The 23,617-nt window shown below is 63.7% G+C and carries 22 protein-coding genes and 2 riboswitches; of the genes, 7 read left to right on the top strand and 15 right to left on the bottom strand.

What is annotated here, in order from left to right; translation table 11 throughout:
* Positions 1–28 precede the first annotated feature (28 nt).
* Together V8192_RS09325 and V8192_RS09320 are read left to right on the top strand one after the other, a co-directional pair.
* Complete coding sequence (locus tag V8192_RS09325) at positions 29–2,431, top strand: nitric-oxide reductase large subunit (RefSeq protein ID WP_341632799.1); 2,403 nt, start codon at positions 29–31, stop codon at positions 2,429–2,431.
* Positions 2,432–3,658 carry an NnrS family protein gene (locus V8192_RS09320; RefSeq protein WP_341632798.1) on the top strand — a complete coding sequence of 409 codons (1,227 nt, stop codon included), beginning with the start codon at positions 2,432–2,434 and terminating at the stop codon, positions 3,656–3,658.
* A gap of 6 nt (positions 3,659–3,664) precedes the next feature.
* On the opposite strand, the gene V8192_RS09315 is transcribed toward V8192_RS09320, so the two are convergent.
* Positions 3,665–4,261, bottom strand: a complete 597-nt coding sequence (locus V8192_RS09315) for a TIGR02466 family protein (RefSeq protein WP_341632797.1) — start codon at positions 4,259–4,261, stop codon at positions 3,665–3,667.
* A gap of 43 nt (positions 4,262–4,304) precedes the next feature.
* Here V8192_RS09315 and V8192_RS09310 point away from each other — a divergent pair, with 43 nt between their 5' ends.
* Positions 4,305–6,095 (top strand): TIR domain-containing protein, encoded by a 1,791-nt coding sequence (locus V8192_RS09310; protein WP_341632796.1) that lies wholly within the window; start codon positions 4,305–4,307, stop codon positions 6,093–6,095.
* On the opposite strand, the gene pth is transcribed toward V8192_RS09310, so the two are convergent.
* The 4 genes from pth to V8192_RS09290 form a co-directional block, all read right to left on the bottom strand.
* Entirely contained in the window at positions 6,055–6,636 is a 582-nt protein-coding gene (gene pth, locus V8192_RS09305; protein WP_341632795.1) for an aminoacyl-tRNA hydrolase, read from the bottom strand. The genes V8192_RS09310 and pth overlap by 41 nt on opposite strands.
* 85 nt (positions 6,637–6,721) lie before the next feature.
* Positions 6,722–7,402: a 50S ribosomal protein L25/general stress protein Ctc gene (locus tag V8192_RS09300; RefSeq protein ID WP_341632794.1), complete on the bottom strand. Its 681-nt coding sequence runs from the start codon at positions 7,400–7,402 to the stop codon at positions 6,722–6,724.
* Positions 7,403–7,512: 110 nt separating this feature from the next.
* Entirely contained in the window at positions 7,513–8,328 is an 816-nt protein-coding gene (locus V8192_RS09295) for a TraB/GumN family protein (RefSeq protein ID WP_341632793.1), read from the bottom strand.
* Positions 8,329–8,559: 231 nt separating this feature from the next.
* The gene (locus V8192_RS09290) at positions 8,560–9,456 is read right to left on the bottom strand and encodes a TraB/GumN family protein (RefSeq protein WP_341632792.1); all 897 of its coding nucleotides are present in this window, start codon (positions 9,454–9,456) and stop codon (positions 8,560–8,562) included.
* A 125-nt stretch (positions 9,457–9,581) separates the two neighbouring features.
* Here V8192_RS09290 and V8192_RS09285 point away from each other — a divergent pair, with 125 nt between their 5' ends.
* Together V8192_RS09285 and glyS are read left to right on the top strand one after the other, a co-directional pair.
* A complete protein-coding gene (locus V8192_RS09285) occupies positions 9,582–10,433 on the top strand; it encodes a glycine--tRNA ligase subunit alpha (RefSeq protein ID WP_373276339.1) in 852 nt (283 codons plus the stop codon).
* Entirely contained in the window at positions 10,433–12,595 is a 2,163-nt protein-coding gene (gene glyS, locus V8192_RS09280; RefSeq protein WP_341633322.1) for a glycine--tRNA ligase subunit beta, read from the top strand. The genes V8192_RS09285 and glyS overlap by 1 nt, the downstream gene beginning before the upstream one ends.
* On the opposite strand, the gene V8192_RS09275 is transcribed toward glyS, so the two are convergent.
* The 8 genes from V8192_RS09275 to V8192_RS09240 all read right to left on the bottom strand — a co-directional run bounded on the left by V8192_RS09275 (position 12,592) and on the right by V8192_RS09240 (position 19,894).
* On the bottom strand, positions 12,592–12,855 hold the full coding sequence (locus V8192_RS09275) for a hypothetical protein (protein ID WP_341632791.1): 264 nt from the start codon (positions 12,853–12,855) through the stop codon (positions 12,592–12,594). The two genes, glyS and V8192_RS09275, sit on opposite strands and share 4 nt — an antisense overlap.
* Before the next feature lie 69 nt (positions 12,856–12,924).
* Positions 12,925–13,926: a type II secretion system F family protein gene (locus V8192_RS09270; RefSeq protein WP_341632790.1), complete on the bottom strand. Its 1,002-nt coding sequence runs from the start codon at positions 13,924–13,926 to the stop codon at positions 12,925–12,927.
* A 17-nt stretch (positions 13,927–13,943) separates the two neighbouring features.
* The gene (locus V8192_RS09265; protein ID WP_341632789.1) at positions 13,944–14,909 is read right to left on the bottom strand and encodes a type II secretion system F family protein; all 966 of its coding nucleotides are present in this window, start codon (positions 14,907–14,909) and stop codon (positions 13,944–13,946) included.
* A 62-nt stretch (positions 14,910–14,971) separates the two neighbouring features.
* Positions 14,972–16,240 carry a pilus assembly protein CpaE gene (locus V8192_RS09260; protein WP_341632788.1) on the bottom strand — a complete coding sequence of 423 codons (1,269 nt, stop codon included), beginning with the start codon at positions 16,238–16,240 and terminating at the stop codon, positions 14,972–14,974.
* The gene (locus tag V8192_RS09255; RefSeq protein ID WP_341632787.1) at positions 16,240–16,875 is read right to left on the bottom strand and encodes a CpaD family pilus assembly lipoprotein; all 636 of its coding nucleotides are present in this window, start codon (positions 16,873–16,875) and stop codon (positions 16,240–16,242) included. Before V8192_RS09255 ends, V8192_RS09260 begins: the two co-directional genes overlap by 1 nt.
* Before the next feature lie 29 nt (positions 16,876–16,904).
* A complete protein-coding gene (locus tag V8192_RS09250) occupies positions 16,905–18,365 on the bottom strand; it encodes a type II and III secretion system protein family protein (RefSeq protein WP_341632786.1) in 1,461 nt (486 codons plus the stop codon).
* A gap of 1 nt (position 18,366) precedes the next feature.
* The gene (cpaB, locus tag V8192_RS09245; RefSeq protein ID WP_341632785.1) at positions 18,367–19,374 is read right to left on the bottom strand and encodes a Flp pilus assembly protein CpaB; all 1,008 of its coding nucleotides are present in this window, start codon (positions 19,372–19,374) and stop codon (positions 18,367–18,369) included.
* Positions 19,375–19,420: 46 nt separating this feature from the next.
* On the bottom strand, positions 19,421–19,894 hold the full coding sequence (locus V8192_RS09240; RefSeq protein ID WP_341632784.1) for an A24 family peptidase: 474 nt from the start codon (positions 19,892–19,894) through the stop codon (positions 19,421–19,423).
* 50 nt (positions 19,895–19,944) lie between these two features.
* Between V8192_RS09240 and V8192_RS09235 the strand changes: the two genes are divergently transcribed.
* Positions 19,945–21,039, top strand: coding sequence for an NAD(P)/FAD-dependent oxidoreductase (locus V8192_RS09235; RefSeq protein WP_341632783.1), 1,095 nt, complete (start codon positions 19,945–19,947; stop codon positions 21,037–21,039).
* 128 nt (positions 21,040–21,167) lie between these two features.
* On the opposite strand, the gene rnhA is transcribed toward V8192_RS09235, so the two are convergent.
* Both rnhA and ispH read right to left on the bottom strand, forming a co-directional pair.
* The gene (gene rnhA, locus V8192_RS09230) at positions 21,168–21,626 is read right to left on the bottom strand and encodes a ribonuclease HI (protein ID WP_341633321.1); all 459 of its coding nucleotides are present in this window, start codon (positions 21,624–21,626) and stop codon (positions 21,168–21,170) included.
* Positions 21,610–22,590 carry a 4-hydroxy-3-methylbut-2-enyl diphosphate reductase gene (gene ispH / locus V8192_RS09225; RefSeq protein WP_341632782.1) on the bottom strand — a complete coding sequence of 327 codons (981 nt, stop codon included), beginning with the start codon at positions 22,588–22,590 and terminating at the stop codon, positions 21,610–21,612. The genes rnhA and ispH overlap by 17 nt, the downstream gene beginning before the upstream one ends.
* 79 nt (positions 22,591–22,669) lie before the next feature.
* Between ispH and V8192_RS09220 the strand changes: the two genes are divergently transcribed.
* Positions 22,670–23,311: a hypothetical protein gene (locus V8192_RS09220; protein WP_341632781.1), complete on the top strand. Its 642-nt coding sequence runs from the start codon at positions 22,670–22,672 to the stop codon at positions 23,309–23,311.
* Between the two features lie 81 nt (positions 23,312–23,392).
* Positions 23,393–23,482, top strand: a riboswitch (glycine riboswitch).
* Between the two features lies 1 nt (position 23,483).
* Positions 23,484–23,560, top strand: a riboswitch (glycine riboswitch).
* Positions 23,561–23,617: the final 57 nt, after the last annotated feature.

The raw sequence follows: 23,617 nt of genomic DNA, 5'->3' as shown, positions 1-23,617 counted from the left end.
GGCGGAGGTTTTAATAGGGAGGGCGCACGTGCAGGACCGGGAACTAGCTCAACCATCGGTCGACCCCATCAGCAATATCCTCAAATGGATATTGCTCGTGACCGCTATCCTCTGTTTTGCGCTCCTTGGATGGGCAACGGTCCTCACTTACGAAATGGTGCCTCCGCACCCGCAAGTCTTCAAGGATCGCTCCGGAACCGCGATCATGACGGGCGAGGACATCGCCGCCGGCAAGGCTGGTTTCCAGAAAGCCGACCTCATGGATTACGGCAGCATCTACGGCATGGGGTCCTATTTCGGGGAGGATTATACCGCCTCGACCCTCGTTCGGCTGGGCGTGCTTACCAAGCAAAACCTAGCCGGATCGGGGAATATCCCGCCAAGTACGGCCGCGCCTGGTAACGGGTCGCTCGCCACGGCAGGGCCAGGCCAGTCAGCGCCCGTCATGACCACTCCTCCTGCCTCCTCGCGTGCCGAGGCACTCTCGGACGCCGCGGTCACCGCGACGATGCAGAAGCAGCTCCATGAAATCGATCTCACCCAACCAATCGTGATTCTTCCGGACGCAGCTGCGCAGGCAGTGCGGCAGCTCCAGCGCGAGCTCTCGACGAAGCTCAGTACGAGCAATCTGTCGGCGGGCTGGGTTCCCGCGCGAAGTCTCGACCCGGGCCTGCGCGCGAGGACCGCCGACTTCATCATCTATTCCGCAATCACGACCGTAGCCCGGCGTCCAGGTCAGCCAGGTACGTCATGGACCGAGAACTGGCCCTACGAACCCTCTGTCGGGAACACCCCGACCACGAATACCTTCCAATGGACCTGGATCAGCTTCTGCTTCACCTTCTTTGCAATGGGGTTCGTGCTGTGGCTCTACCGAGCCTATCTCGAGCATCCCGATGATGAGCCGAGAGAACGTGGTCTCGCAACCTATCGGGCGCTGACCCCGAGCCAGATCAAGACGGGCAAATATTTCATTGTGGTGGCGCTGGTGTTCCTTGCTTCGCAAGGGGCGGGTGCGATCATGGCTCACTCTTATTATGACCGGGAGACATTCTACGGCGTCCAGCTCAACTACATCCTTCCCTTCAACTTCCTGAGGAGCTTCCACCTACAGGCGCCGATCATATGGATCGGGCTTGGATGGATCGCGAGCGGGCTTTTCATCGCGCCAGCCATTGCGGGCGGACGCGAAGCAAAAGGGCAGGGGTTGCTCGTCGACCTCCTGTTCTGGGTTTCGCTGTTCGTCGTCGCGGCAGCCCTCACCGGAAATTATCTCGGCATCCAGGGGGTGATCGACAAAGGCTGGTTCTGGTTCGGGAACCAGGGCCTTTCCTACATCCAGCTCGGCCGCTTCTGGCAGATTCTGTTCTTCGTCGCGCTGCTCAGCTGGAGCGGTCTCATGTTCCGTGCCCTGTGGCCATCACGCGATGTTCTCGTTGAAGCGACCAAACAATTCTGGAGTGGCCGCATCCGGCTGGAGCACCTGATCTGGGCAGCGACAATCAATGTCGCCGTCCTCTATGTCTTTGGGATGATTCCGCTCACCGGAATCGAGAAGTCCTTCACGCTTACCGATTTCTGGCGCTGGTGGGTCGTTCACCTCTGGGTCGAGCAATCCTTCGAGTTCTTCGCGGTTGCAATGAGCGCCTACCTTCTGATGTCGCTCGGTCTTGTGTCGCGCACGCTCGCCGAGCGTTCCGTCTATCTCGAGCTCATTCTCATCTTCATGGGAGGCGTGCTTGGCACGGGGCACCATCTCTATTGGGCAGGCGGCCCCAGCATGTGGGTGCCACTGGGCTCGATGTTCTCCTTCATCGAGGTTCTTCCTCTGGTTCTTCTCATTCTCGAGGCGATTACCCAGCACCGCCTGATCAAGGGCGCCGGAGCCGCCTTCGATTATGGGCTAGCCTACCTCTATATCTTGGGCTCGGCCTTCTGGAACTTCGTCGGCGCCGGAGTTTTTGGCGGCGGAACGCTGAATGCGCCGCTCGTGAATTATTACGAACACGGCACCTTCCTGACGCTCAACCACGCGCACACATCACTGTTTGGTGCATTCGGCCTTCTCGCGCTCGGCCTCATTTACTTCTGTCTTCGCTATCGTGCCGGACCCGACGCGCAGTTCAACGAGACGCCAGGACGGATCGCGTTCTGGTGCTACAATGCGGGGCTGGTGATGTGGATCTTCCTTCACTTCTTCCCGATCGGCTGGCCACAACTCAACGCCGTATACGAGCACGGGCTTGCATGGGCGCGCAGCCAGGCCTTCTACGACCAGACCCGCTTCTGGCAGTGGATGCGCCTCCCCGGGGACGTCGTCTTCTCTGCCGGCGCACTGATCATGGGCTGGGACTTCATCGCGAAACTGGGAAAGCCGATCGGAACTTTGGGAGAATCCCGGCAAACTCCGGTGCCGGTGCCGGCCGAATAAATGAGCGGAAAGCTCAAGGTCGAAACCCGCGGCGAGCAGATGCTTGCACTAAGGAAGCGGCGAATGGCGGCGACCCTTCCGTTCCTCCGGGGCGGCTTCAGACCGTTCTTCTTCGGTGCCGCCGTTTGGGCCGTGATCGCAATCGCTCTCTGGCTTTGCGCGCTTGGGGGCCGGGTCAGTCTTCCAACACGGTTCGACGCCCTCGCCTGGCATCGCCACGAGATGATCTTCGGCTTCGTCGGAGCGGCGGTGTCGGGCTTCCTCCTGACGGCGATCCCCAATTGGACGGGCCGGCTTCCCATTGCCGGCAAGCCGCTGCTCTCGCTTTTCGGCCTATGGGCCGCATCGCGGCTCGCCGTTCTGTTTTCAGCCTTCGCCGGGCTGTGGCCCGCCGCGCTCCTCGACGTCGGATTGTTCGTTGCCCTTGCTCTCCTCGCCGGCCGCGAAGTGCTTGCCAGCAACAACCGCAACATGCCGGTCGTAGGGCTCGTGCTCCTTTTCGCCCTGGCCGACGCCGCGGACTATGCGGAAGCTGCAGGAACCATCTCCGGCGGTTACGGCTGGCGCGGTGCAATATCGCTCGTAATCATCATGATCTCGCTGATTGGCGGGCGGATCATTCCCTCGTTCACCAGAAACTGGATGGTGAAGCAGGGCTCGGATGGACCGCTTCCGACGCAGCCCCAGAGCCTCGATCTTCTCGTGATCGCGACGACAGCGATCGCGCTCTTCTTCTGGGTCGCATTCGCAAACAAGCCGCTCACGGGCTGGATGCTCGTCCTTGCCGCGCTGGCGCAGGCGCTGCGCCTTTCGCGGTGGGGAGGGCTTCGGACGATGAGAGATCCCTTGGTACTCATCCTCCACGTCGGCTATCTCTGGGTCCCTACGGGGCTCTTGCTGCTCGGCCTTTCGCGGGCCGGCCTCGATGTCCCGGAGAGCGCTGGAGTCCATGCGCTGACGGCAGGCGGAATGACGACAATGATCCTTGCCGTCATGACCCGCGCGACCCTTGGGCATACAGGGCGCGACCTCAGGGCGTCGCCGATCACCGTGTTCGCCTATGCTTCAGCCGCCCTTGGCGCGCTGCTGCGTGTCACCGCCTCGCTCGGCCTTGGCGCCTATTCGACGATGCTCAACGTCGCCGGTGCGTTCTGGGGCGCCGCCCTGCTGTTGTTCCTGTACGTCTACACGCCGATCCTGTGGAGCCCGCGGGTCGGGGAGCGGTGATCGAGCTCAGCTGAAATTGAAGGAAATGCTGAGGCGTTCTCCCCGTCCGGTCCCGGGAAGGACTTCGTGTCTCAGCCAGCTCTCCCACAGGAGGAGCAGTCCCGCACGGGGAAGGATGCTCACGAACGGCTGCAGCTCGTCGTCGGCATCTCTGCGACGCTGCGGCGCAGCCATCATCTGCGGAAGACGCGGGTCCTCGAAGCGGATCGCGCCGGCGCCCTTCGGGACCTCGACGTAGAGGGTGCCCGAGATGATGCTGTGCGGATGTACATGTCCACTATGATGTCCACCGGATTTCAACAGGTTCACCCACAGGCTGTCGAGCCTGGGTCTGCGGGAAAGTTCAAATGCGCATTCCTCGGCGAACTGCGACGCGTGCCGGGTGAGCCGCTTTGCAAGATCCCCGAAGGCGGGGTCGCGGCGCGGCAAGTCGTTGAGAGAGGCGTAGCTCGTATAGCCGGCGTAGCCGTGCTCTTTTGACCAGCCGCGTCCCGCCTGGTCGTCGCTCGCGAGCATCCGGATCGAATGCGCGAGATCTTTGAGGAGCGCATCATCGGCAAGCTCCCCCTCGTGAACCTGGGTGACGAACAGTCGACGTGCCATGGACTCGCCGTAGAGTCCTGATATCGAGCCGGGAAGGGGCTGAATGTCGGACGTGTTTGTGTCCTATGCGCGGCAAGACGAGCCGCATGCCCGAAGTGTTGTCGAGGCACTTCGAGCTGAGGGTTACCGCGTCTGGCGCGATGACGAGCTTCCTGCACACCGGCCGTACGCCGAAGTCATCGAGGAGCGGATCGCCGGCGCAAAGGCGCTTGTTGCTCTCTGGTCCAGCGAGGCAGCCAAGTCTCAGTGGGTCAGGGCGGAGGCTGATGCGGCGCGATCGGCGGGCAAGCTTGCGCAAGCAACGCTCGATGGAACGATACCCCCGCTGCCATTCAACCAGATCCAGTGCGCGGATCTCTCCGCCTGGGACGGAAGCGCCGATGCCCCGGGATGGTCCAAGCTCCTTTCAAGCCTTGCCGAGCTCGTGGGCCCCGCGAAGCATCAGGCCTCGCAAACCCGCTCGCGGCGCGAGTTCGCGGTTTGCGTCTTACCGTTCCAGAACATGAGTGGTGACGCCGAGCAGGAATATTTCAGCGACGGCATCAGCGAGGACATCACCACCGATCTCTCCAAAGTATCGGCGCTTGCGGTCACGGCCCGCAACACCGCCTTTACCTTCAAGGGAGCCGCCGTCGATATCTGCGAGGTGGCGCGCAAGCTCGGGGTCAGCCACGTCCTCGAAGGAAGCGTGCGCAAGGCGGGTGGACGGGTCCGGATCACTGCCCAGCTGATCGACGGAACAACGGGCGACCATCTCTGGGCCGAACGCTACGACCGCGATTTGACGGACATCTTCGAGATCCAGGACGAGATTTCAAAAGCGATCGTCGAAGCGCTGAAGCTCAAGCTCCTGCCGGCTGAGCAGAAAGCGATCGAGAAGAGGGGAACGACGAATTCTGACGCGTACAATCTCTATCTGATGGCGCGTCAGTCGTGGATTACCGGCGACTTTGGCGATCGACGGCGCGAGGAAAAGGTGATCCGCATTTGCAGGCGCGCGGTGGAGCTTGATCCTCAATATCCGCAGGCCTGGGCGCTGATGGCACTCGCCCAGTCGAACCTCTGCCACGGATTTGCCGCAAGCGAGGCGGTCGATGATGGTACGGCGGCTGCCGATCAGGCGCTCGTTCTCGATCCGAACATCGCCGAAGCGCATCTGCCAAAGGCCTGGCGTCTCGCCCAGGAAGGCCGGCACGACGATGCCAATCGCGAACTTGCGATCGCGCTCGAGCTTGGCCCCGATTCATGGGAGGTCAACAAGGAGGCCGCACGATTATTCTACCGGCAGAGACGGGCCGAGGAGGCGGCCCGTTACCTCGAGAAAGCGACGCGGGTCATGGAGGCTGATTACCACGGCCTCGGGATGCTCCTTGCATATTATTATGGCCGGGGTGACCTCGACGATGCCCGGCGAACTTCCCAAAGGCTCCTCGTACAGGTCGAAAAAGTGCTCGCGAGCGATCCTGACAACGGCGCTGCGCTTGCCTTTGGCGCAATGGGCCTTGCCACACTTGGAAACATGGACAGGGCAGCCGACTGGATCGAACGCTGCCTGCTTGTCGATCCTGAGAACCTCCAGATGAGGTACAATCTTGCCTGGGGCACCAACAAGGTCCTCGGCGATCCGGAAGGGGCCGTCGAGATGCTTGAGCCCGTCCTTGCCAATGCCGGAGCCAATATCATTCGCCTCGCCGCCAATGATCCGAACCTCGATAACCTCAGGGACCATCCCGTCTTCGCCAAAATGATGTCGGCGGCCAAGGAGCGGGTCGGGCTTACGCCAACTCCTCCCTTCAGGGCTCCTGGTGCAGCCGAAGCGCCACTTCGCTCATGAAGCGCGGATCATCGCCTCCTGCGAGCCATTCCGCCTCGCTCGCGATTGCCGCCAGCATATCGCTCAACGGCTCCATTTCGGCCTTTGCGAAATTGCCAAGCACGTAGGGGGTAACGAGGTCCTTGCGGCCGGGACCAGGGTGACCGATGCCGATCCGCACGCGCCTGAAATCGGGTCCAAGGCTTGCGTCGATCGACCGCAGCCCGTTGTGTCCGGCGGTACCGCCGCCGACCTTCACCTTGACCTTGAACGGCGCAAGATCGAGCTCGTCGTGGAAGGCGGTCAGCGCGTCGACGTCGAGCTTGTAGAAGCGCAGCGCCTGCTGAACCGCGTCACCGCTGTCGTTCATGAAGGTTTGCGGCTTCAGCAGCAGGATGCGATCCGGGCCGATTCGGCCCTCGGCGATGAGACTGCGGAATTTTTTCTGCCATGGCCCGAAGCCGTGTGCCTCGGCGACGATATCGGCGGCCATGAAGCCGACATTATGGCGCTGCAGCGCATATTTCGCGCCAGGATTGCCAAGACCCGCCCAGATTTGCATCGCGGCGCACCTAGCCTGAGCGGCAGCCAAAAAGAAACCGCCCGCCGGTGAGGGCGGGCGGTTGTCGTCTTGTATATTTCCTGGATCAGCCCTCGGCGGCCTGGGAGCCTTCGCCCTCCGTCTGGCCTTCCTCGGCTTCGCCCTCGACCGTCGGAACCTCGCCCGCAGGTGCAGCCTCTTCTTCTTCCTCGGCCTTCATTGCCGAAGGAGCAACGATGGTGGCGACGGTGAAATCCTCGTCCGTATTGGCCGGCGTGACGCCCTCCGGGAGCTTCACGGTACCGATGTGGATGGAATCGCCGATCTCGAGGCCGTCGAGCGGCACGTGGATCTCGTTCGGGATGCTTGCCGCGTCGCAGACGAGCTCCAGCTCGTGCACCACGACATTGAGGACGCCGCCACGCTTGAGGCCAGGTGAGGCTTCCTCGTTGTCAAAGCGCATCGGCACGGCAACGTGCACCTTGGTGTGCTCGCCGATCCTCAGGAAATCGACGTGGACCGGGCGGCTCGTGACCGGGTGGAAATCGATCGCCTTGGGCAAGGTGCGATGCGCCTTTCCCTTGAAGTCGATCATCACGACCGTGTTCATGAAGTGACCGGTGGAAAGCATCCTTGAAAGAAGCTTCTCTTCGATATGGATCGAGAGAGGCTCTTTCTTTTCGCCGTAGACCACGGCGGGAACCCGTCCGTCGCGGCGCAGTGCGCGGGAGGCTCCCTTGCCAGCCCGGTCGCGCGCCTCGGCGGGCAGCGTCAGCTGTTCGCTCATTTGGCTATACTCCGATTGCTAAAAACCCGCCGCCACGCCTCCAGGGATGACCATGGCTAAGGGAAGGGGCGCCCTAGTCGAGGGCGGCCGCAAAAGCAAGTTCGACCGACCTAGTTGACCCGCTGCGAGGCTATGCCGCGCTCGGCCAGCCGCACAAGGAGACTGTCCTTGCCCGCAAGATGGCCTGCGCCGACTGCGACAAATACGGTGCCGGGAGTCTGCATGCGAGCCCTGATCCAGTCGGCCCAGCGCTCGTTCCGCTCGGTGAACATCATCCGGTAGGTATCGGGCGAGGCGTTCTCGAGCTGGCCGAGCATCCGGACGAAGACGCTCTGGTCACCGCGCTTCCAGGCGGACTGCATTTCCGACATCGCCTTCGAAAGGCCTTCCAGCGGGCCGGCGCCGACGACGACCGGCTGTCCTGCCCGCGGTACGGGCGCTATCGCCGGCTGCGATGAAGGAAGACGGTTGAACATGTCGAGCTGCGACTGAAGCGTCTCGAGCCCCTCGACATCCTTGCCTTCGGCCTCGGCCACGTGCCGAAGTACCATGTCGGCACCGTTGTCGACCCGCATGCCCTGCGAGCGGCCGGCGCTGATGGCCATCCTGGTTGTTGCGAGGAACGAGGCGGACGGCGTGACCGAGGGCGGCTTGAACCCGGGAGTAGGAAGCAGGAAGGCCTGCCGGGGCTGTTCGGGAACGAGGGTCTCCAGGACCAGCTCGTTCGATTGTTCAAAGGCGTCCCTGACGCGGTCGCCGAACCACTGCGAATGGCCGTCGAGCGCGTGGAAGGTGCCGAAAATGTAGATGGTCGTGTCGGCGTCCCGGACCATGAACATGGCAGGCTGATCGGCCGGCGGAGCCGCATTGGGCACGGTCATCGGCGATGCGGCGGCCAGCGCTGCAGCGGCGAGCAAATTCACCATCCATCACCCTCCCGAGGCGAATGGCGCTGGAGCGAGGGATACCCGGACATCGGCGCGGCGCATTCGTCGCAGCGGGGAGCGGTCCCCCGACCACCCTCGATCCAGGCATCGGACCCCCCAGCCCGATACGTTGGAATGATGGTCATCAACTCGTTAAGAAAAGTCTAGCGAAAACCGGCAAAAGGTGAACATTTATCGGCTGATAGCCTCGAGGACCGGCCTTGCGGCCGCTTATTGCAGGCGGCGAACCCGGTAGCCGTCCTTCTTGAGCATCTCGACCACCGAATCCCGGCCGGCAAGGTGGCCGGCGCCGACCGCGATGAGGACTGCGCCGGGCTGAGCCATCCGCGATTCGATCCACTTGCTCCAATTGGCGTTTCGCTGGTGGATCAATGCCTGCTGGAGCGCCGGGGAAGCCGAAAGATCCCGGTCGAAGGTGCGCGCAATTCCCTGGACGTCGCCTTTCGACCAGGCCTGGAGCATCCCTGAGAAATCCGCGTTCATCGACTTGTCGCCTTCGATCGCGCCTTCGAGGAGGGAGCGTTGCGCGTTCTCGGGAAGACGATCGAAAAAGCTGAGCTGTTCAAGGTTGCTCTCGAGCTCGCCGACTGATTTTCCATGAGTTGTGAAGTCGTTCTTGAGAACGCCTTCGACGCCGCCTGAAAGCCCAAGTGCGCGAAACTTGTCACCGAGAAGAATGAAGGCCGCGGCCCAGGTCTTCATCTTGTCCAGCGCCTGGACGGGCATGCCACTCTTCTTCATCGCTTCCTGAAGCGCCATACGCTTGCCCGCCGGTACACGCTGGATGAGCGGCGGCAGGCCGTTTGCAAATCCAAGGCTCGCCATCGCGGACATGAGCTTTCCGGGATTCTTGTCATCGATGATCGTCTCCACGACCAGTTCCTGCGAGCCTGCAACCGCCTGGTCGAAGGCGGGGGTTCGCCATTGAACCTGGTCGGGAAGCAAGTGAATCGTTCCGAAGAGATAGATGGTGGTGTCGGGATCGCTCACCTCCCACAAGGCCGGCCTTGCAGCGTGCGGTGCGCGCGCCGCTGCCGGCACGGCGCCAAAGGCAATCAGCGGTACGCCAAGCGCGGTGACGAGCCGCCGAAGGAAATTTTTCACCATCAATTCAAATCCTCTCACCCGAGGGTTCGCATGGGTCGCTAACGGGCACAAGCTGAACCCCGACTTGCCCCTCCGCGAAGCATCCGCCAAAGCGCCGGAAACCACCTTCGACGGGGCATTTCCGCTTGAGCCTGAGCTTCCAGGACCTGATCCTTACGCTCCACCGCTACTGGGGCGCACAGGACTGCGTGATCCTGCAGCCCTATGACATGGAGATGGGGGCAGGGACGTTCCACCCCGCGACGGTGCTGCGCGCGCTTGGTCCCGATGCGTGGCGCGCAGCCTATGTTCAGCCCTGCCGCCGGCCCACCGATGGCCGGTACGGCGAAAACCCGAACCGGCTGGGTCATTACTATCAGTACCAGGTCGTTCTGAAGCCAAGCCCGGATGACCTGCAGGATCTTTATCTCGGCAGCCTGCGCGAGATCGGCATTGATCCCCTGAAGCACGACATAAGGTTCGTGGAAGACGACTGGGAAAGTCCAACGCTCGGCGCCTGGGGTCTTGGCTGGGAAGTATGGTGTGACGGGATGGAGGTGACCCAGTTCACCTATTTCCAGCAGGTCGGGGGGTTCGAATGCCGGCCGGTAACTGGTGAGCTCACCTACGGGCTCGAACGCCTCGCTATGTACATCCAGGGTGTCGACAACGTGTTCAGCCTGAAATTCAACGATGCCGGCGTCACCTATGGAGACGTCTTCCGCGAGAACGAGATCGAGATGTCGACCTACAATTTCGAGGTCGCCGACACCGACGCATTGTTCGAGCTGTTCCGCAAGGCTGCGGCCGAAAGCGAACGGTGCCTCGAGGCAAAGCTGCCGATCCCCGCCTATGAGCAGGCAATCAAGGCCAGCCACCTGTTCAACACGCTTCAGGCTAGGGGAGTGATCAGCGTCGCCGAGCGCCAGGCCTATATCGGGCGCGTGCGCGACCTTGCGAAGGCGGCCTGCGGAGCGTGGCTGGAGCGCACCGCCTGATGGCCGACTTCCTGCTCGAACTGTTGTCGGAAGAGATCCCGGCCCGAATGCAGGCGAAGGCCCGCAACGATCTTGCGCGCCTATTCGCCGAGTGTGTCCAGGCGGCGGGACTGAAGACCGGCGAAATCGATGTCCATTCGACACCGCGCCGGCTGGTGCTGATCGCGCGCGAGGTCGCGCAAGCGACCCTTGCGAGCCGCGAGGAAGTGAAGGGGCCGCGCACTTCCGCCCCGCCGCAGGCCCTTGAGGGTTTCCTTCGCAAGACGGGGCTCCGCCGGGAGCAGCTCGAGGATCGCGACGGCGTCTATTTCGCCCTGATCGAACGGGCAGGACAATCCGCCGGCGTCGTTCTTGGTGAGGCCGTCAGGCGCATCGTTGCTGACTTCCCCTGGCCCAAGTCGATGCGGTGGGGGTCCGGGACACTCCGGTGGGTGCGCCCCCTTCACGGCATCGTCGCGCTTCTGGGCGAAGAGATCGTGCCGGTCGAGATCGACGGCATTGCATCGGGCGCGACGACGTTCGGGCATCGTTTCCACCACCCGGGCCCGATCACGATCGGTGGAGCTGCCGACTACGCCGAGAAGCTTCGAGCGTGCCATGTGATCGTCGACCAGGAGGAGCGCGAGCGACTGATCCGCGACGGGGCCGCCGCCGTAGCGGCAGCGGCAGGGCTTCAACTCCTGCCGGACGAAGGGCTGGTTGTCGAAAATGCGGGGCTTACCGAATGGCCGGTGCCGCTGGTTGGCCGCTTTGATCCCGAATTTCTCGACGTGCCGCGGGAAGTCATCGTCCTCACGATGCGCACCAATCAGAAATATTTTGCCTGCACCAATGACGAAGGCCTGCTTGCGCCGGCGTTCGTATGTGTCGCCAACGTCGGCGCGGCCGATGGCGGGGAGGCGATCAGCAAGGGAAATGCGCGAGTGCTCGCAGCGCGCCTCGCCGATGCGCGATTCTTCTGGGAGCAAGACCTCAAGATTCCTCTCGAGGAGCAGGCGAGAAAGCTTGGCGGGATCGTTTTCCACGAGAAGCTCGGGACCGTCGCAGACAAGGTCGATCGGATCTCAAGGCTGGCGCGATGGCTGGTCGAAAGCGGCACACTCAAGGCCGATCCCGACGAGGTCGAGCGCGCTTCAAGGCTGGCCAAAGCCGATCTCGTCACCGGAATGGTCGGCGAGTTTCCTGAGCTGCAGGGCGTCATCGGGGGCTATCTTGCCGAGGTCCAGGGCGAAACAGCGGCCGTCGCCGAGGCGGTTCGCGACCAGTATAAGCCGATCGGGCAGGGAGAGGCCCCAAGGGCTCCCGTCAGCGTTGCGGTGGCGCTCGCGGACAAACTCGACACGATTTGCGCCTTCTTCGGCATCGACCAGAAACCGACCGGTTCAAAGGATCCGTTCGCGCTTCGCCGAGCCGCAATCGCATCGATAGAACTCATCGTCCAAAATTCTCTGCGGGTGGGGCTCGCCGAGGCGGTGCGCGGCGCACTTGCAATCCGCGCTGCACAATCGGGGGAGGAAGCAGGCGCACACCGACTTGACCGAACTGCCCCTGAAATTCTCGATTTCTTCGCCGATCGCCTGAAGGTGCAGCAACGCGAGGCCGGGGTTCGACACGACCTCATCGACGCGGTCTTCGCGCTTGGAGGCGAGGATGATCTGGTGCGACTGCTCGCCCGCGTGAAGGCGCTCCAGCTGTTCATCGAAACGGAAGACGGCGCGGACCTCCTCACCGCCTACAAGCGGGCCGCCAACATTCTCAGAAAGGAAAACTGGACGGGTCCGCAGGTGATGGGCTCGCCGGCCTCGCAGGGAATTCCGCAGACAGGTGAAGAGGACCCGCTGGTGCTCGTCGAAGAGCCGATCCTCAAGGACGCTGTTGCCGAGATGGCATCAGGGACGGCGGGGGCCGACATGCCGCAGGAAAAAGCGTTGATCGCCGCCCTCGATTCGGCCGAGCCCAAGGCCGATTCTGCTGTTCTTTGCGAAGACTTCGCCGGTGCGATGGCTGCGCTGGCGTCGCTCCGGAGCCCCATCGACCAGTTCTTCGACCATGTGACGGTCAACGACCCCGATCCCGCCAAGCGCGAGCGGCGCCTCAATCTTCTGATGCGCTTTCGCGACAGCGTCGGTCGCGTCGCCGACTTTAGCAGGATCGAGGGCTAGAGCGGCCGGTCCTCGGCCGGGTTCCGGACCGCAGCGCCGCGCAGGCTGTCGCGCTCGCGCCATTCCTTCTCGCGCTCGTCCCACTCGCGCTGGCGATCCTCGTGCGCCTTCTCGAGCTCGCGCCGCCGTTCGACTTCGCTGTTGTAGCGTGTCTTCCATTTGCGCCGCCCGCCGGCGGTCAGGAATACCCCGATGAGGATGCCGAGGAGGAAAGTAAGGGCGCAGATCGCCCACAGGTTGGGATCGGTGGTGATGTTCATGTCGGCTCCCGAACGACAGGGGTTACGCGGCGACTACGCTTCAGCGCACCGCCGCGTTCCCTCCATTCGTCAGCCGTTCAGGAAGTGATCGTGGATCGAGCAGCTCGCCGGGCCGAGAATGACCACGAAGAGCGTCGGAAGAATGAACAGGATCAGCGGTACCGTCATGATCGCGGGCAACCGCGCCGCTTTCTCTTCCGCGCGCATCATGCGCTGATGGCGGAACTCGGCGGACAGGACGCGCAGTGCGCTTGCAAGCGGCGTGCCGTACTTTTCGGTCTGGATCATGGTGGTAACGACGCCTCGTACGGCTTCCAGATCGACGCGCTGCGCGAGATTCTCGAAGGCCTGGCGGCGTTCGTTGAGGAAGCCGAGCTCGATGGCAGTCAGTCCGAACTCGTCGCCAAGTTCAGGATAGGCCTTGCCAAGCTCGCGTGACACCCGCCCGAAAGCGGCGTCGACGGTGAGACCTGCCTCAGCGCAGATCACCAGGAGGTCGAGGGCATCCGGGAGCCCCTTGCGGATCGCGTTGCTGCGCTTCTGGACCTTGTTCTTCAGCCAGACGTCGGGCGCCTTGTAGCTGCCGACGAGCACGCCGGCGACGGTCGCATAGCGGCGGAACCATCCCCAGTCGGGCCAGTGGTTGAGCATGTAGATCATCACCACTGCGCCGATGCCGAGCACGACCGGCAGCACGAAGCGCGCGAAGATGATGAAAAAGGCCAGGTCCTTGGTGCGGATGCCGGCCTGCATGAGGCGGATCTGCGTCTTCTTGACCTGGTCGTCCTGAAGCATCTTGAACTGCGACAGGAGCTGCCGGACGTTGTCCGCGGCCTGGTTGCGATTGGTGAGCCTCTTGCGCTTGTTGGTCGAGGCAACGATGCCCGCCTTCAGCTGCTCGCGGCGCTCGTTGAGGGCTTTCACCCGTCGCGCCATCGGGTCTTTCACCGTCGTCGCTGCATAAGCGGCGAACAGCACGGCGAAGGTCGCGACGGCACTGAGGATCGTCGCGATCCAGATGACGTCGAAGCCGAGGATGTGTGGGCCGCTCGGGGGCGCCGCAACCTGCATGGTCTAACTAGCCTCCCTTAGATCTCGAAGTTGACCATCTTGGCCATGATGAGGCCGCCAAGGCCCATCCAGATCATGCCGCCGATTCCGGCAACGATCAGGCGCTGGTCAATGAAGAATTGGCCCATGTACCGAGGGTTGATCATGTACACGAGGCCGAAGACGACGAACGGCAGCGAGCCGACGATATAGGCCGATGCCTTCGATTCCGAGCTCATCGCGCGAATCTTGAGCTTCATCTGCGCACGCTTGCGGAGCACGTCGGCAAGGTTCGACAGGGTCTCGGCAAGGTTGCCGCCGGTCTCGCGCTGGATGGCAAGCGTGATGACGAAGAACTGGAACTCGGCGGTACCGAGGCGGTCAGCCGTTTCCTGGAGAGCAGCTTCCATCGTGCGGCCGATCTTCATCTTGTCGGAGACCATTCGGAACTCGACGCCGACCGGCCCCTGGATTTCGCCCGCGACGATGCCCAGCGTCTCGGTGATGGGCAGACCCGAGCGAAGCCCGCGCACCATCAGCTCGATCGCATCGGGGAAGTTCGAAGTGAACTTGTTGATGCGGCGCTTGATCATCCGGCCGACAAAGAAATGCGGTCCGCCGATGCCGAAAAAGATGCCCAGCAGCAGCGACAGGAACAGCGGCGCCCCTTTTATGGTCAGCGCGACGGTCACGAAGAGCACGATGCCGGTGGCGATTATCGCATACTTGCCAAGGCTGATGTCCTTTCCCGTCTGCTCGAGGCGCTTGCGCAGGAGCGCCGGCCTCGGGATCAGGGTCGAGGCAATGCCCTCGAACTTGGTCGCCCGCTCCGCGAACAGCTTGCGGATCTGTGCCTGGGCGCTGCCCGCGATGGTATCGCCGTGACGCTCCTTGATGAGTTCGATGCGCCGCTTGACGTTCTTGGCAGCGGATGGACCGCTCAGCGCCGTGAGGGCGAGCATGATCGCCGCGGCCGCACCGATAATAAGTAGCCACAAGAGCATGCTTGCCTCGCCTTCTCACTTCTTACGATCGGCGCCCGATGGGAACGCCGTGCACCGCTCGCTTAGGCCGCTTTGTCCTTCGGCTTGGCGAGCATCGACTTCAGATTGTCGACCAGCGACTTGTTCCCGCCGGTCGCCTGCGGCTCAGCTGCAGTCCCTTCCTCGCTCGCATGGTTGAGAACCATGCCCGAGAGCGCGTTGAAGGGAGCCGCGAGCTTGCCGCCGGCAACTTCGGCCATCGGCTTGCCGAGCTTTGCCGACTGGGCAGCAACCTTGGAGTCGAACGGGAAGACGACATCGACCGACCGTTCGATCGATTGCTCGAAATCCTTGCGGCTGATCTCCAGGGCTCCGCCCGAGGGAACGCTGTTTGCAACGACGATCACCTTCGTCTGCGGTGCATTGGATTTCAGCCACGCAAGAATGCGGATCGTGTCGCGTGTCGCGGCGAGCGTCAGCTCGGCGACCACGACTGCGACGTGCGCATCGTGCACCAGGTGCGGATACTGGATCAGCATCTGCCGGGGCAGGTCGAGTACGGTCGATTCGAACGCGTTGCGCATCTCTTCCTGCAGCTGGAAGAAAGCGGAGCCGTCGGTTACCAGCGGCTGGTGGATGGGCGCTTCGGCCGAGAGAACCGAGAGGCGCTCGTTGGCGCGAACCATGGCGCGTTCGATGAACAGTCCGTCGATGCGGCTCGGATTCTCGATGGCGTCGGTAAGACCGCGGCCTGGCTCGAGGTCGAGCGCCAGGGCGCCCGTGCCGAAATGCACGTCGAGGTCGAGCAGCGCCGTCGAGCGGCGCGCCTTTTCACCGAAGAGCCAGGCGAGAGAGGTCGCGATCGTCGAAGCGCCGACGCCGCCGCGGACGCCGATAACGGCAGCCATGACGTGCGGGCGATCCGCCTGCGTCTCGCCGCGCGGTCCCGAAAGGATCATCTGCGCGTGTGCAAAGGTGTCGCGCAGCTGATCAACGGTGAAGGGCTTCAGCAGATAATCGTGAATGCCGCTCGCGACGAGGTCGCGATAGAGGCGCACGTCGTTGACGGTGCCCGCTGCAATCACGATCGTGCCGGGCTCGCAGACTTCCGCGAGCGCGTTGATGTCGTTCAGCGGATCCGCGGACTCGCTGAGGTCGACGAACAGGATGTTCGGACTTGCCGATACCGAGAGCGACTGGACGGCGTTGCGAAGACCGCCCTTGTTCACTTTCTCCGGCGACCAGCCGTGCTCGACCGCCACCGGCCGAAGCATGTCGGCGGTCGCGTCGTCGCACACGAAGGCCGTGAACGGATCGCGCAAACCTGCGCGTGCCTGGAACGGGGCGTTCATTAATTGCCTCCCTTGGGCGATACTGACTGGAGACCGCCGGCGCCCGTCATGGGCTTGGTGCGGTACATGTCGACTGCGCGGGCCGCGGCGACCGCATCGGTGACCGGGGCGGCCTCGCGGCCGTGGATCAGGTCTTGCGGATCGGCGATCATCGCAGCGAGGTTGGAGTTCACCGAGCAGCCGTAATTGGACATCGACTGGTTGTTCCAGTCGGGCTGCGAGGGCCGGCTCCAGTTCGGGCAGTTGGGCACGAACGCGCGGCGACGAGCGACAACCACACGGACCGATCCGGGCCGGACGGGACCCGCAGTGACAGGAGCGCCGGGCGTCACGATCATTCCGTAGCGGCCCGCGATGACGGCAACCTGCGACCGGGCACCGGGGGCGTAGCCGCCGTCGACGTAGACCGTGTCGCCATAGCCAAGATCGAGGCCCTGGAACCATCCGTTCAGGCGATCACTCTCGCCTGAAGCAAGGGTGCCTCCGGGAGCTGCGGCGTCGAACACGTAGTTCGCGCTGGTCACGACCGGCACGTTGACGGCGGACAGTCCGGCCGCCCTCACATCGGGTCCGGTGGGCGTCTGGCAGCCCGCCAGGGCAGAGCCGAGAGCGATGAGGAGAAACTTCGAGCGCATCGTCGATTCCTTCCTGAAAGGGCCGCGGATCACCGACGGAACCCGGGGGCGGGAGCCGCGCTACCGGCCGGGATCGGCGCGGCGGGTGCAGCAATGGCCGTCGGAGTGCGGTCGCCGCTGCGGCCGCTGAACGTCTGTCCGCCGACGTCACGCACGAGGTCGTTCGGTGCGCGGTAGCCGTCGATTGGAGTTGCGAGCTGTCCGGAGATCGGGCGGACCAGATACGGCGTCACGATGACGACCATTTCCGTTTCCTGCCGCTGGTACTTGGTCGAGCGGAACAGCATGCCCAGGATCGGCAGGTCGCCAAGGAACGGTGCCTTGTCGACGCTGTTGTTCCCCGTGTTCTGCAACAGGCCGGCAATCATGAAGGACTGGCCCGAGCCGAGCTCGACCGTCGTTTCCGCGCGCCTCGTGATGAGTGCGGGCACCTTGAAGTTGGCAAGGTTTACCGCGCCTGCATCGGAAAGCTGGCTGACCTCGGGTCGGACGCGCATGGAAATGCGCCCGTCGCCAAGCACGATCGGCGTGAAGGCGAGGCCAACACCGTACTGCTTGTATTCGATGGTCACGGCATTGTTGCCCTGCGACACCGGGATCGGGAACTCGCCGCCGGCGAGGAAGCTCGCAGTCTCGCCCGAGAGGGCCGTCAGCGTCGGTTCCGCGAGGATCGTTGCGACGCCGTCGCTTGCGGCGATGTCGAGCGAACCCAGAATGTCGAGGCCGAGCAGGTGCCCGAACGCGCCGAGAGTCGTTGCCGTGCTCGAGATGTTGACAATCCCGCTGTTAGGACCGCTGATGGTGCCGGGATTGCCGCGGCCGATGGCGAATTTGAAGCCGCCGGTCGAGTCGTGCGACAGCAGATTGACGCCCATCGATTTCAACAGCGAACGATTGACCTCTGCGATGCGCACCTTGAGCATCACCTGCAGCGGCGTCGCCGTTTTCAGCCGGTTGACCGGAACGATGTCCAGAAGGTCACCCACCTTCTTGCCCGGATTGAGCAGCGAAGTGACAAGCGACTGGGCCTGCGCCGCATCTTCGGGCGAGGCGACCGTGCCGTTCATGACCGCGACCTGACCGACGGTGGTGATGGTGATGTTCGAGTCAGGCATTGCGGCGTGAATGATTTCGTTCACGTTCGCGAGGTTCTGGGCGACCCGGACATTGGTCGCGTAGACAACGCGGCCGCCTTTCGAGGTCGCAAAGATCGTCGTTTCGCCCGAGTCCTTGCCGAACACGTAGAGCTGGGTCGGCGAGCGGACCTGGACGTCGGCGATGGCGTCGTTGGCGACAAAGAGGTCGCTCATCGGCTCCGACAGACGGATGAGGGTACCCGTGCCCTTGCTGAGGTTCAGCGTCTCGGCCGGCTTGGCCGAGGTCGGCTGGGCAGCGGCCGGAGCCGCGGCGCCTGCCGTGCCGAGCGCAATTGCCAGTGCGGCCATTGCGGTGCCGAGGCGAGCCCGGCGGGTGATGGCTTGAGTCTTCATCTTAGCGAGCTCCCACCGGAACAACGGTGACATTATTGCCGCGAGCGATGCGGACGACCGGGCCGACGGGCATGGCCGCCGCCGCCGGGGTTGCACCCGTGGCTCCCGCAGCCGGAGCTGCGGCAGTGCGAGCGGGGACGGAGCGGCGCTGGAAGCGCGACACGTCACCGCCGGTCGAGAAGGTCGTGCTGCCGTCGATCGGCCGGTTGGCCATTGCCGTCAGCATCTGCCTTTCCTGGTCCGGGCTGGTGCCGGCCGGAACCTTGATGTCGCCGGCTGCAACCGCACGCTCCATGTCCGACGTGTTGTCGGCGATCGAGCGAAGGGACAGCGACAGCGAGCCGAGGCTCTGCGCAACCGCGATCTTCTCGGCGATGCGCGGAGTGACCTCGAGCGTTACGTTCGAGAACGCGCGCACCTGGGTCTTGCCCTCATCATCCTTGTCGGTCATGCGCTGGTCGGTCGCGAGGACCCTCAGGTTGCGAAGGATCGTCTCGGCAACCTTCAGCGGGGCGCCGTCACCGCCGCCCTGGACCTGCTGTGTCAGCACGAGGTCGACATGGTCGCCCGGGAAGACGAAGCCCGCGACGCCGGCGGAGAGGTTCACGGGAACCGTGATGGCGCGCATTCCGGGGCCAAGCGCCGCGGCGAGGAAGCCGCGATCCTGCGGCCCGACGAGCGCTCCGCGGGTCACCGGCTGACCTGCCGTGATCGGATAGCGAACGACCGTGCCGAGCAGCTTGCGGGGATCGCCGTCAGGCTGGCCCTCGACATAATAGGCGTTCTGCATCAGTTCCTTCGGCCAGGGCTGAAGAGTGAAGCTGTCGGCATCGATAATCGTACCGACGGGCAGCGACTTCTTGGCGACCAGCACCTTGGGTCCCATCGGGACGGGCGCGGCCGCAGCCTGCGGCGCAGCAGCACCGGCGAACATATTCTTGGCCATGACAGCGGTTACGACCGCTATGACCAGCGCTCCAACGAGCAGCGCGAGCTTCTTTACATCCATGGCGAAATCGCCTCCCCCTTACGGGCCCCTTGAACAGCCTCAGAAATCAGACAAATTGGTTAAGAAACCGTTGGGCGAGAATCGCGAGACCGCCAAAGGCGATCGCGACCCCATACGGAATGTTCGGACGTCCCTCGCGCCGAGCTGCCCGGTGCCAGCCGACAATGGCCAAGGTCAGCACCCCGCCCGCGACAGACATCAGCACCAGAAACTTGACCGTCGATGCGATCGGAAACCACAGCGCGAACGCGGCTGCGAGCTTCACATCGCCTCCACCCATCATCCCCATGTAGAATGCCGCAGCGAGCAGCCCGAACACCGTAACGGCGGCTGCAACGTGCACCGCCATGCCAGGCCAGGGCGCCAGCGAAATCGACATCCAGTAAAGGGGAGCTCCGAGCGCCACCGTCAAATTCAGGCGGTTCGAAATCGTGAACGTGCGCGCATCGATCACCGCAGCGACGACGAGCATCGCTGCGAGCCACAGGAGCAACAGATCGGTAAACGTGCCGTTGAACATGGTTCCACCCCTAGACGGCGCGGCTTTCCAATTCGTAACCAGCGACGGGAATGGACAAATTTGACGTCATCATCGTGGGCGGAGGCATCGCCGGTGCAAGCCTTGGAGCCGAGATAGCAGCGAGCACTCGGACGCTCATCATCGAGGCCGAAGACCATTGCGGCTACCATTCGACCGGCCGCTCGGCCGCATTCTACCTCGAAAGCTATGGAGGGCCTGAGGTTGCGAAGCTGAGCAAGGCATCGCGCTCATTTCTCGAGTCGCCGCCTGCCGGTTTTTCCGAACATGGGTTCCTGCGCACGCGCGGCGACCTTCACCTGACCCATGACGAGTTGCCCAGTCTCCCAGCCGGGATCGACACGAGGATCATCGAACGCGCCGAACTCGAGCGCCTTCTTCCCGGAATCAGGCCGCAATGGCGCCGGGCGCTGTTCGAGCCCGGCTGCGCAGACATTGATGCGGGAGGCCTGCACGGTGCTTATCTGCGCCGGTTTCGGCGGGACGGGGGCGAACTTGGCACGCGTGCGAGGCTGCACTCGGCCACCCGGCGCGAAGGCGCGTGGCACGTGACCCTCGAAGACGGTTCAACGCTGGATGCAGCGACGATCGTGATTGCCGCCGGCGCCTGGGCCGACGACGTCGCAAGAGCGTGCGGTCTTGCGCCCCTCGACATTGCGCCCAAGCGGCGGACGATGGTTCAGCTGAGAGTTGGGCGCGCCGGTCTCAGGGATCTGCCCCTGGTCGATGATGCCGAGGGCACATTCTACTTCAAGGGGGAGGGCGAGAGGTCGCTGTGGCTCAGTCCCCACGACGAAATCGCGAGCGTACCCTGCGATGCAGCGCCCGAGGAGATCGACATCGCGATCGCGATCGAGCGTTTCAAGAATGTGGTCGATTGGCCGGTGGAACGGGTCGAGCGCAGCTGGGCGGGCCTTCGAAGCTTCGCTCCGGACCGCCTCCCGGTCTATGGATTTGATGCGACTGCGCCCGGCATTTTCTGGTGTGTGGGGCAAGGGGGGTTCGGGATCCAGACTTCGCCTGCCGCCGCCAGGCTCGCGGCATCCCTGCTTCTTGGTGAAGCGGGCCATCCAACCGTTGCGAAGATCGACCCGGCAATTTTTTCGCCGCGGCGTTTCCCACACTGATCCTGAAGTGAGAGTTGGGGAGGCGTGGGTGACGCCTCCCCTCACCAACTTTCCAACAGGGGAACGAGAGAGTCGGTGACGGCCGGCTATTTAATCCTGCCGACTCCGCATCAAAAGTGAACTTTAATTCACAGCCTGTGGTGGGTTCGCTGATCGTCCGCGGCGGCACAAGCGAGCGCATCGACGCGGTCGTTTTCGGGATGCCCGCTGTGGCCCTTCACCCAATGCCATTCGACCCGGTGCGGTGCTGCAGCGCTGATCAGCTCCTGCCACAGCCGGGCGTTCTTGACCGGCTTCTTGTCGGCGGTCCGCCATCCATTGCGCTGCCAGTTGTGAACCCAGCGGGTGATCCCGTCACGAACGTAGATGCTGTCGGTGTGCAAACGCACGAGACAGGGCCGCTTTAGGGCTTCTAGACCCTTGATCGCAGCCATCAGTTCCATTCGGTTGTTGGTGGTGAGGGCCTCGCCCCCCGATAGCTCGCGCTCCTTGCCGCCCGTCCGGAGGAGAGCGGCCCAGCCGCCAGGACCGGGGTTGCCGCGGCAGGCACCGTCGGTGAAGATGTCGACTTCAGGCAAGTTGGTCAGGCGCAAGCTCGCGCGGCAGCTTGAAAACCATCCGCTCGGGGGTGTGGTCCGCCTCGACTTCCTCGATATCGAAGCGGGTGCGCAGGGCGTCGACCACCTCGCGAACGAGCGTTTCCGGCGCCGAGGCGCCTGCGGTTATCCCGAGGGTCTCGGGCTTTCCGAGCCAGTGCCAGTCGATGTCGGACGCGCGCTCGATGAGGCGCGCCGGTACACCGAGGCGCTCGGCGACTTCAGCGAGGCGGAGCGAGTTGCTGCTGTTGGGAGCGCCGATGACAAGCATCCGCTCGCACTCCGCAGCAATTGCCTTCACGGCGGCCTGCCGATTCGAGGTCGCGTAGCAGATGTCCTCGCTGCGCGGCGCGCGGATGCCCGGGAACCGGGCCTTTAGGGCCTCCACGATCGCGGCCGTATCGTCGACCGAGAGGGTCGTTTGTGTCAGGAATGCAAGGCTCGCAGTGGCGGGAACCCCAAGGTCACCGACGTCCTCGACCGTCTCGACGAGCGTCATGGACCCGTTGGGTACCTGCCCGAAGGTGCCGATGACCTCGGGGTGACCGGCATGGCCGATAAAGAGGATGTGGCGCCCTTCCTCGATAAGGCGCTGGGCCTGGCGATGGACTTTGGAGACGAGGGGACAGGTCGCATCGACATAGGTAAGGCCGCGATCCTGCGCCGCCGCGGGCACGGACTTTGGAACTCCGTGCGCGGAAAACACGACGGGCCTGTCGTCCGGAACCTCGTCGAGCTCGTCGACGAATACGGCGCCCATGCTTTTCAGACGTTCGACCACGAACCGGTTATGGACAATTTCGTGGCGCACGTAGACGGGTGAACCGAACCGCTCGAGCGCAAGCTCCACGATCTGGATCGCCCGGTCGACGCCGGCGCAGAAACCGCGGGGCGCTGCGATCACGACGCGCAAGGGAGGAAGTGGGCTTGGGGGTTCAGGCACGGTGCAGGCCATGTAAGGCATCGCTTGCAGCCATAGAAGGCCCTTCCTATGAACGCGGGCCAGTTCTCTGCCTCAAAGGAACCATCCGCACGTGAAGCTCCGCCTCGCCGCTCTAACTGCCCTGACGCTGCTCGGTGGGTGCCGCCATGCGGGCGACCTCACATCCGACAATGGCGGGGGCGTCTATGCCGTGCGCAGCACGTGCCCGATCACCGGCATCCCTGCAGGGACTGGCGACGTCACCATTTTCAATCCATCGGACAGCCGCGATTCCCGTGCCATCGACGTGACTGCGGCGATCACCCAGCTCCGCGCCTTCTGCCAGGACGCGGGCAATGACGTGGTTTCGACCATCACCTTCACGGTAGTCGGCCTTCGCCGTGATGCGGGGCCGGCGAGGCAGGTGATACTCCCTTATTTCGATGTCGCGCTCCGCGGCGGCAGCAGCATTGCAGCCAAGCAGATCGGCGCCGTGGCCCTCAACTTCCCCGCAGGAAGCCAGCACGCGACGACCCGGGCCCAGGCCAGCGTCCGCGTGAACCGTTCCGCAGCGACGCTTCCCGCCAGCGTCCGCGCGATCCTCACTCGTCCGCGCAAGGCGGGCGAGGCGGAGGCCGCGATCGATCCTTTGGCTGAACCTGGAGTCCGGTCGGCTGTTGCGAACGCGACATTCGAGCATCTGGTGGGCTTCCAGCTGACGCAGGACCAGCTGAAGTACAACGCAACCCGCTAGATTCTCACGCGCAAGTTCGCGTTGACTCCCGTTTCCAGCACCGCCAAGGCTCCGCCCGTCGCCGGAGGGTGAAACCTCCGGAATGGCCGCGCGGGAGAGTGTGGCGACAGCCACCGCCGAAGGAGCAACCGCCCCCGGAATCTCTCAGGCACCACGGACCGCGCGCGCCTGACAGTCTGGAAAGTGCTCTTCTTCAGTCGAAGGCGGGCCGCCGAAGGGGCAAAGCTCTCAGGCGCTAGGGACAGACGGGGGCGGCTGGCACTGGCTCGTGAGGCGAGCCTTGTCCGTCGCACCTTTTTCTGGAGC

This window comes from Sphingomonas agri (assembly GCF_038148795.1).
GTDB classification, from domain to species: domain Bacteria; phylum Pseudomonadota; class Alphaproteobacteria; order Sphingomonadales; family Sphingomonadaceae; genus Sphingomicrobium; species Sphingomicrobium agri.
Note: the sequence above shows the minus strand (reverse complement) of the source record. Positions and strands in the feature narration are given on the sequence as shown.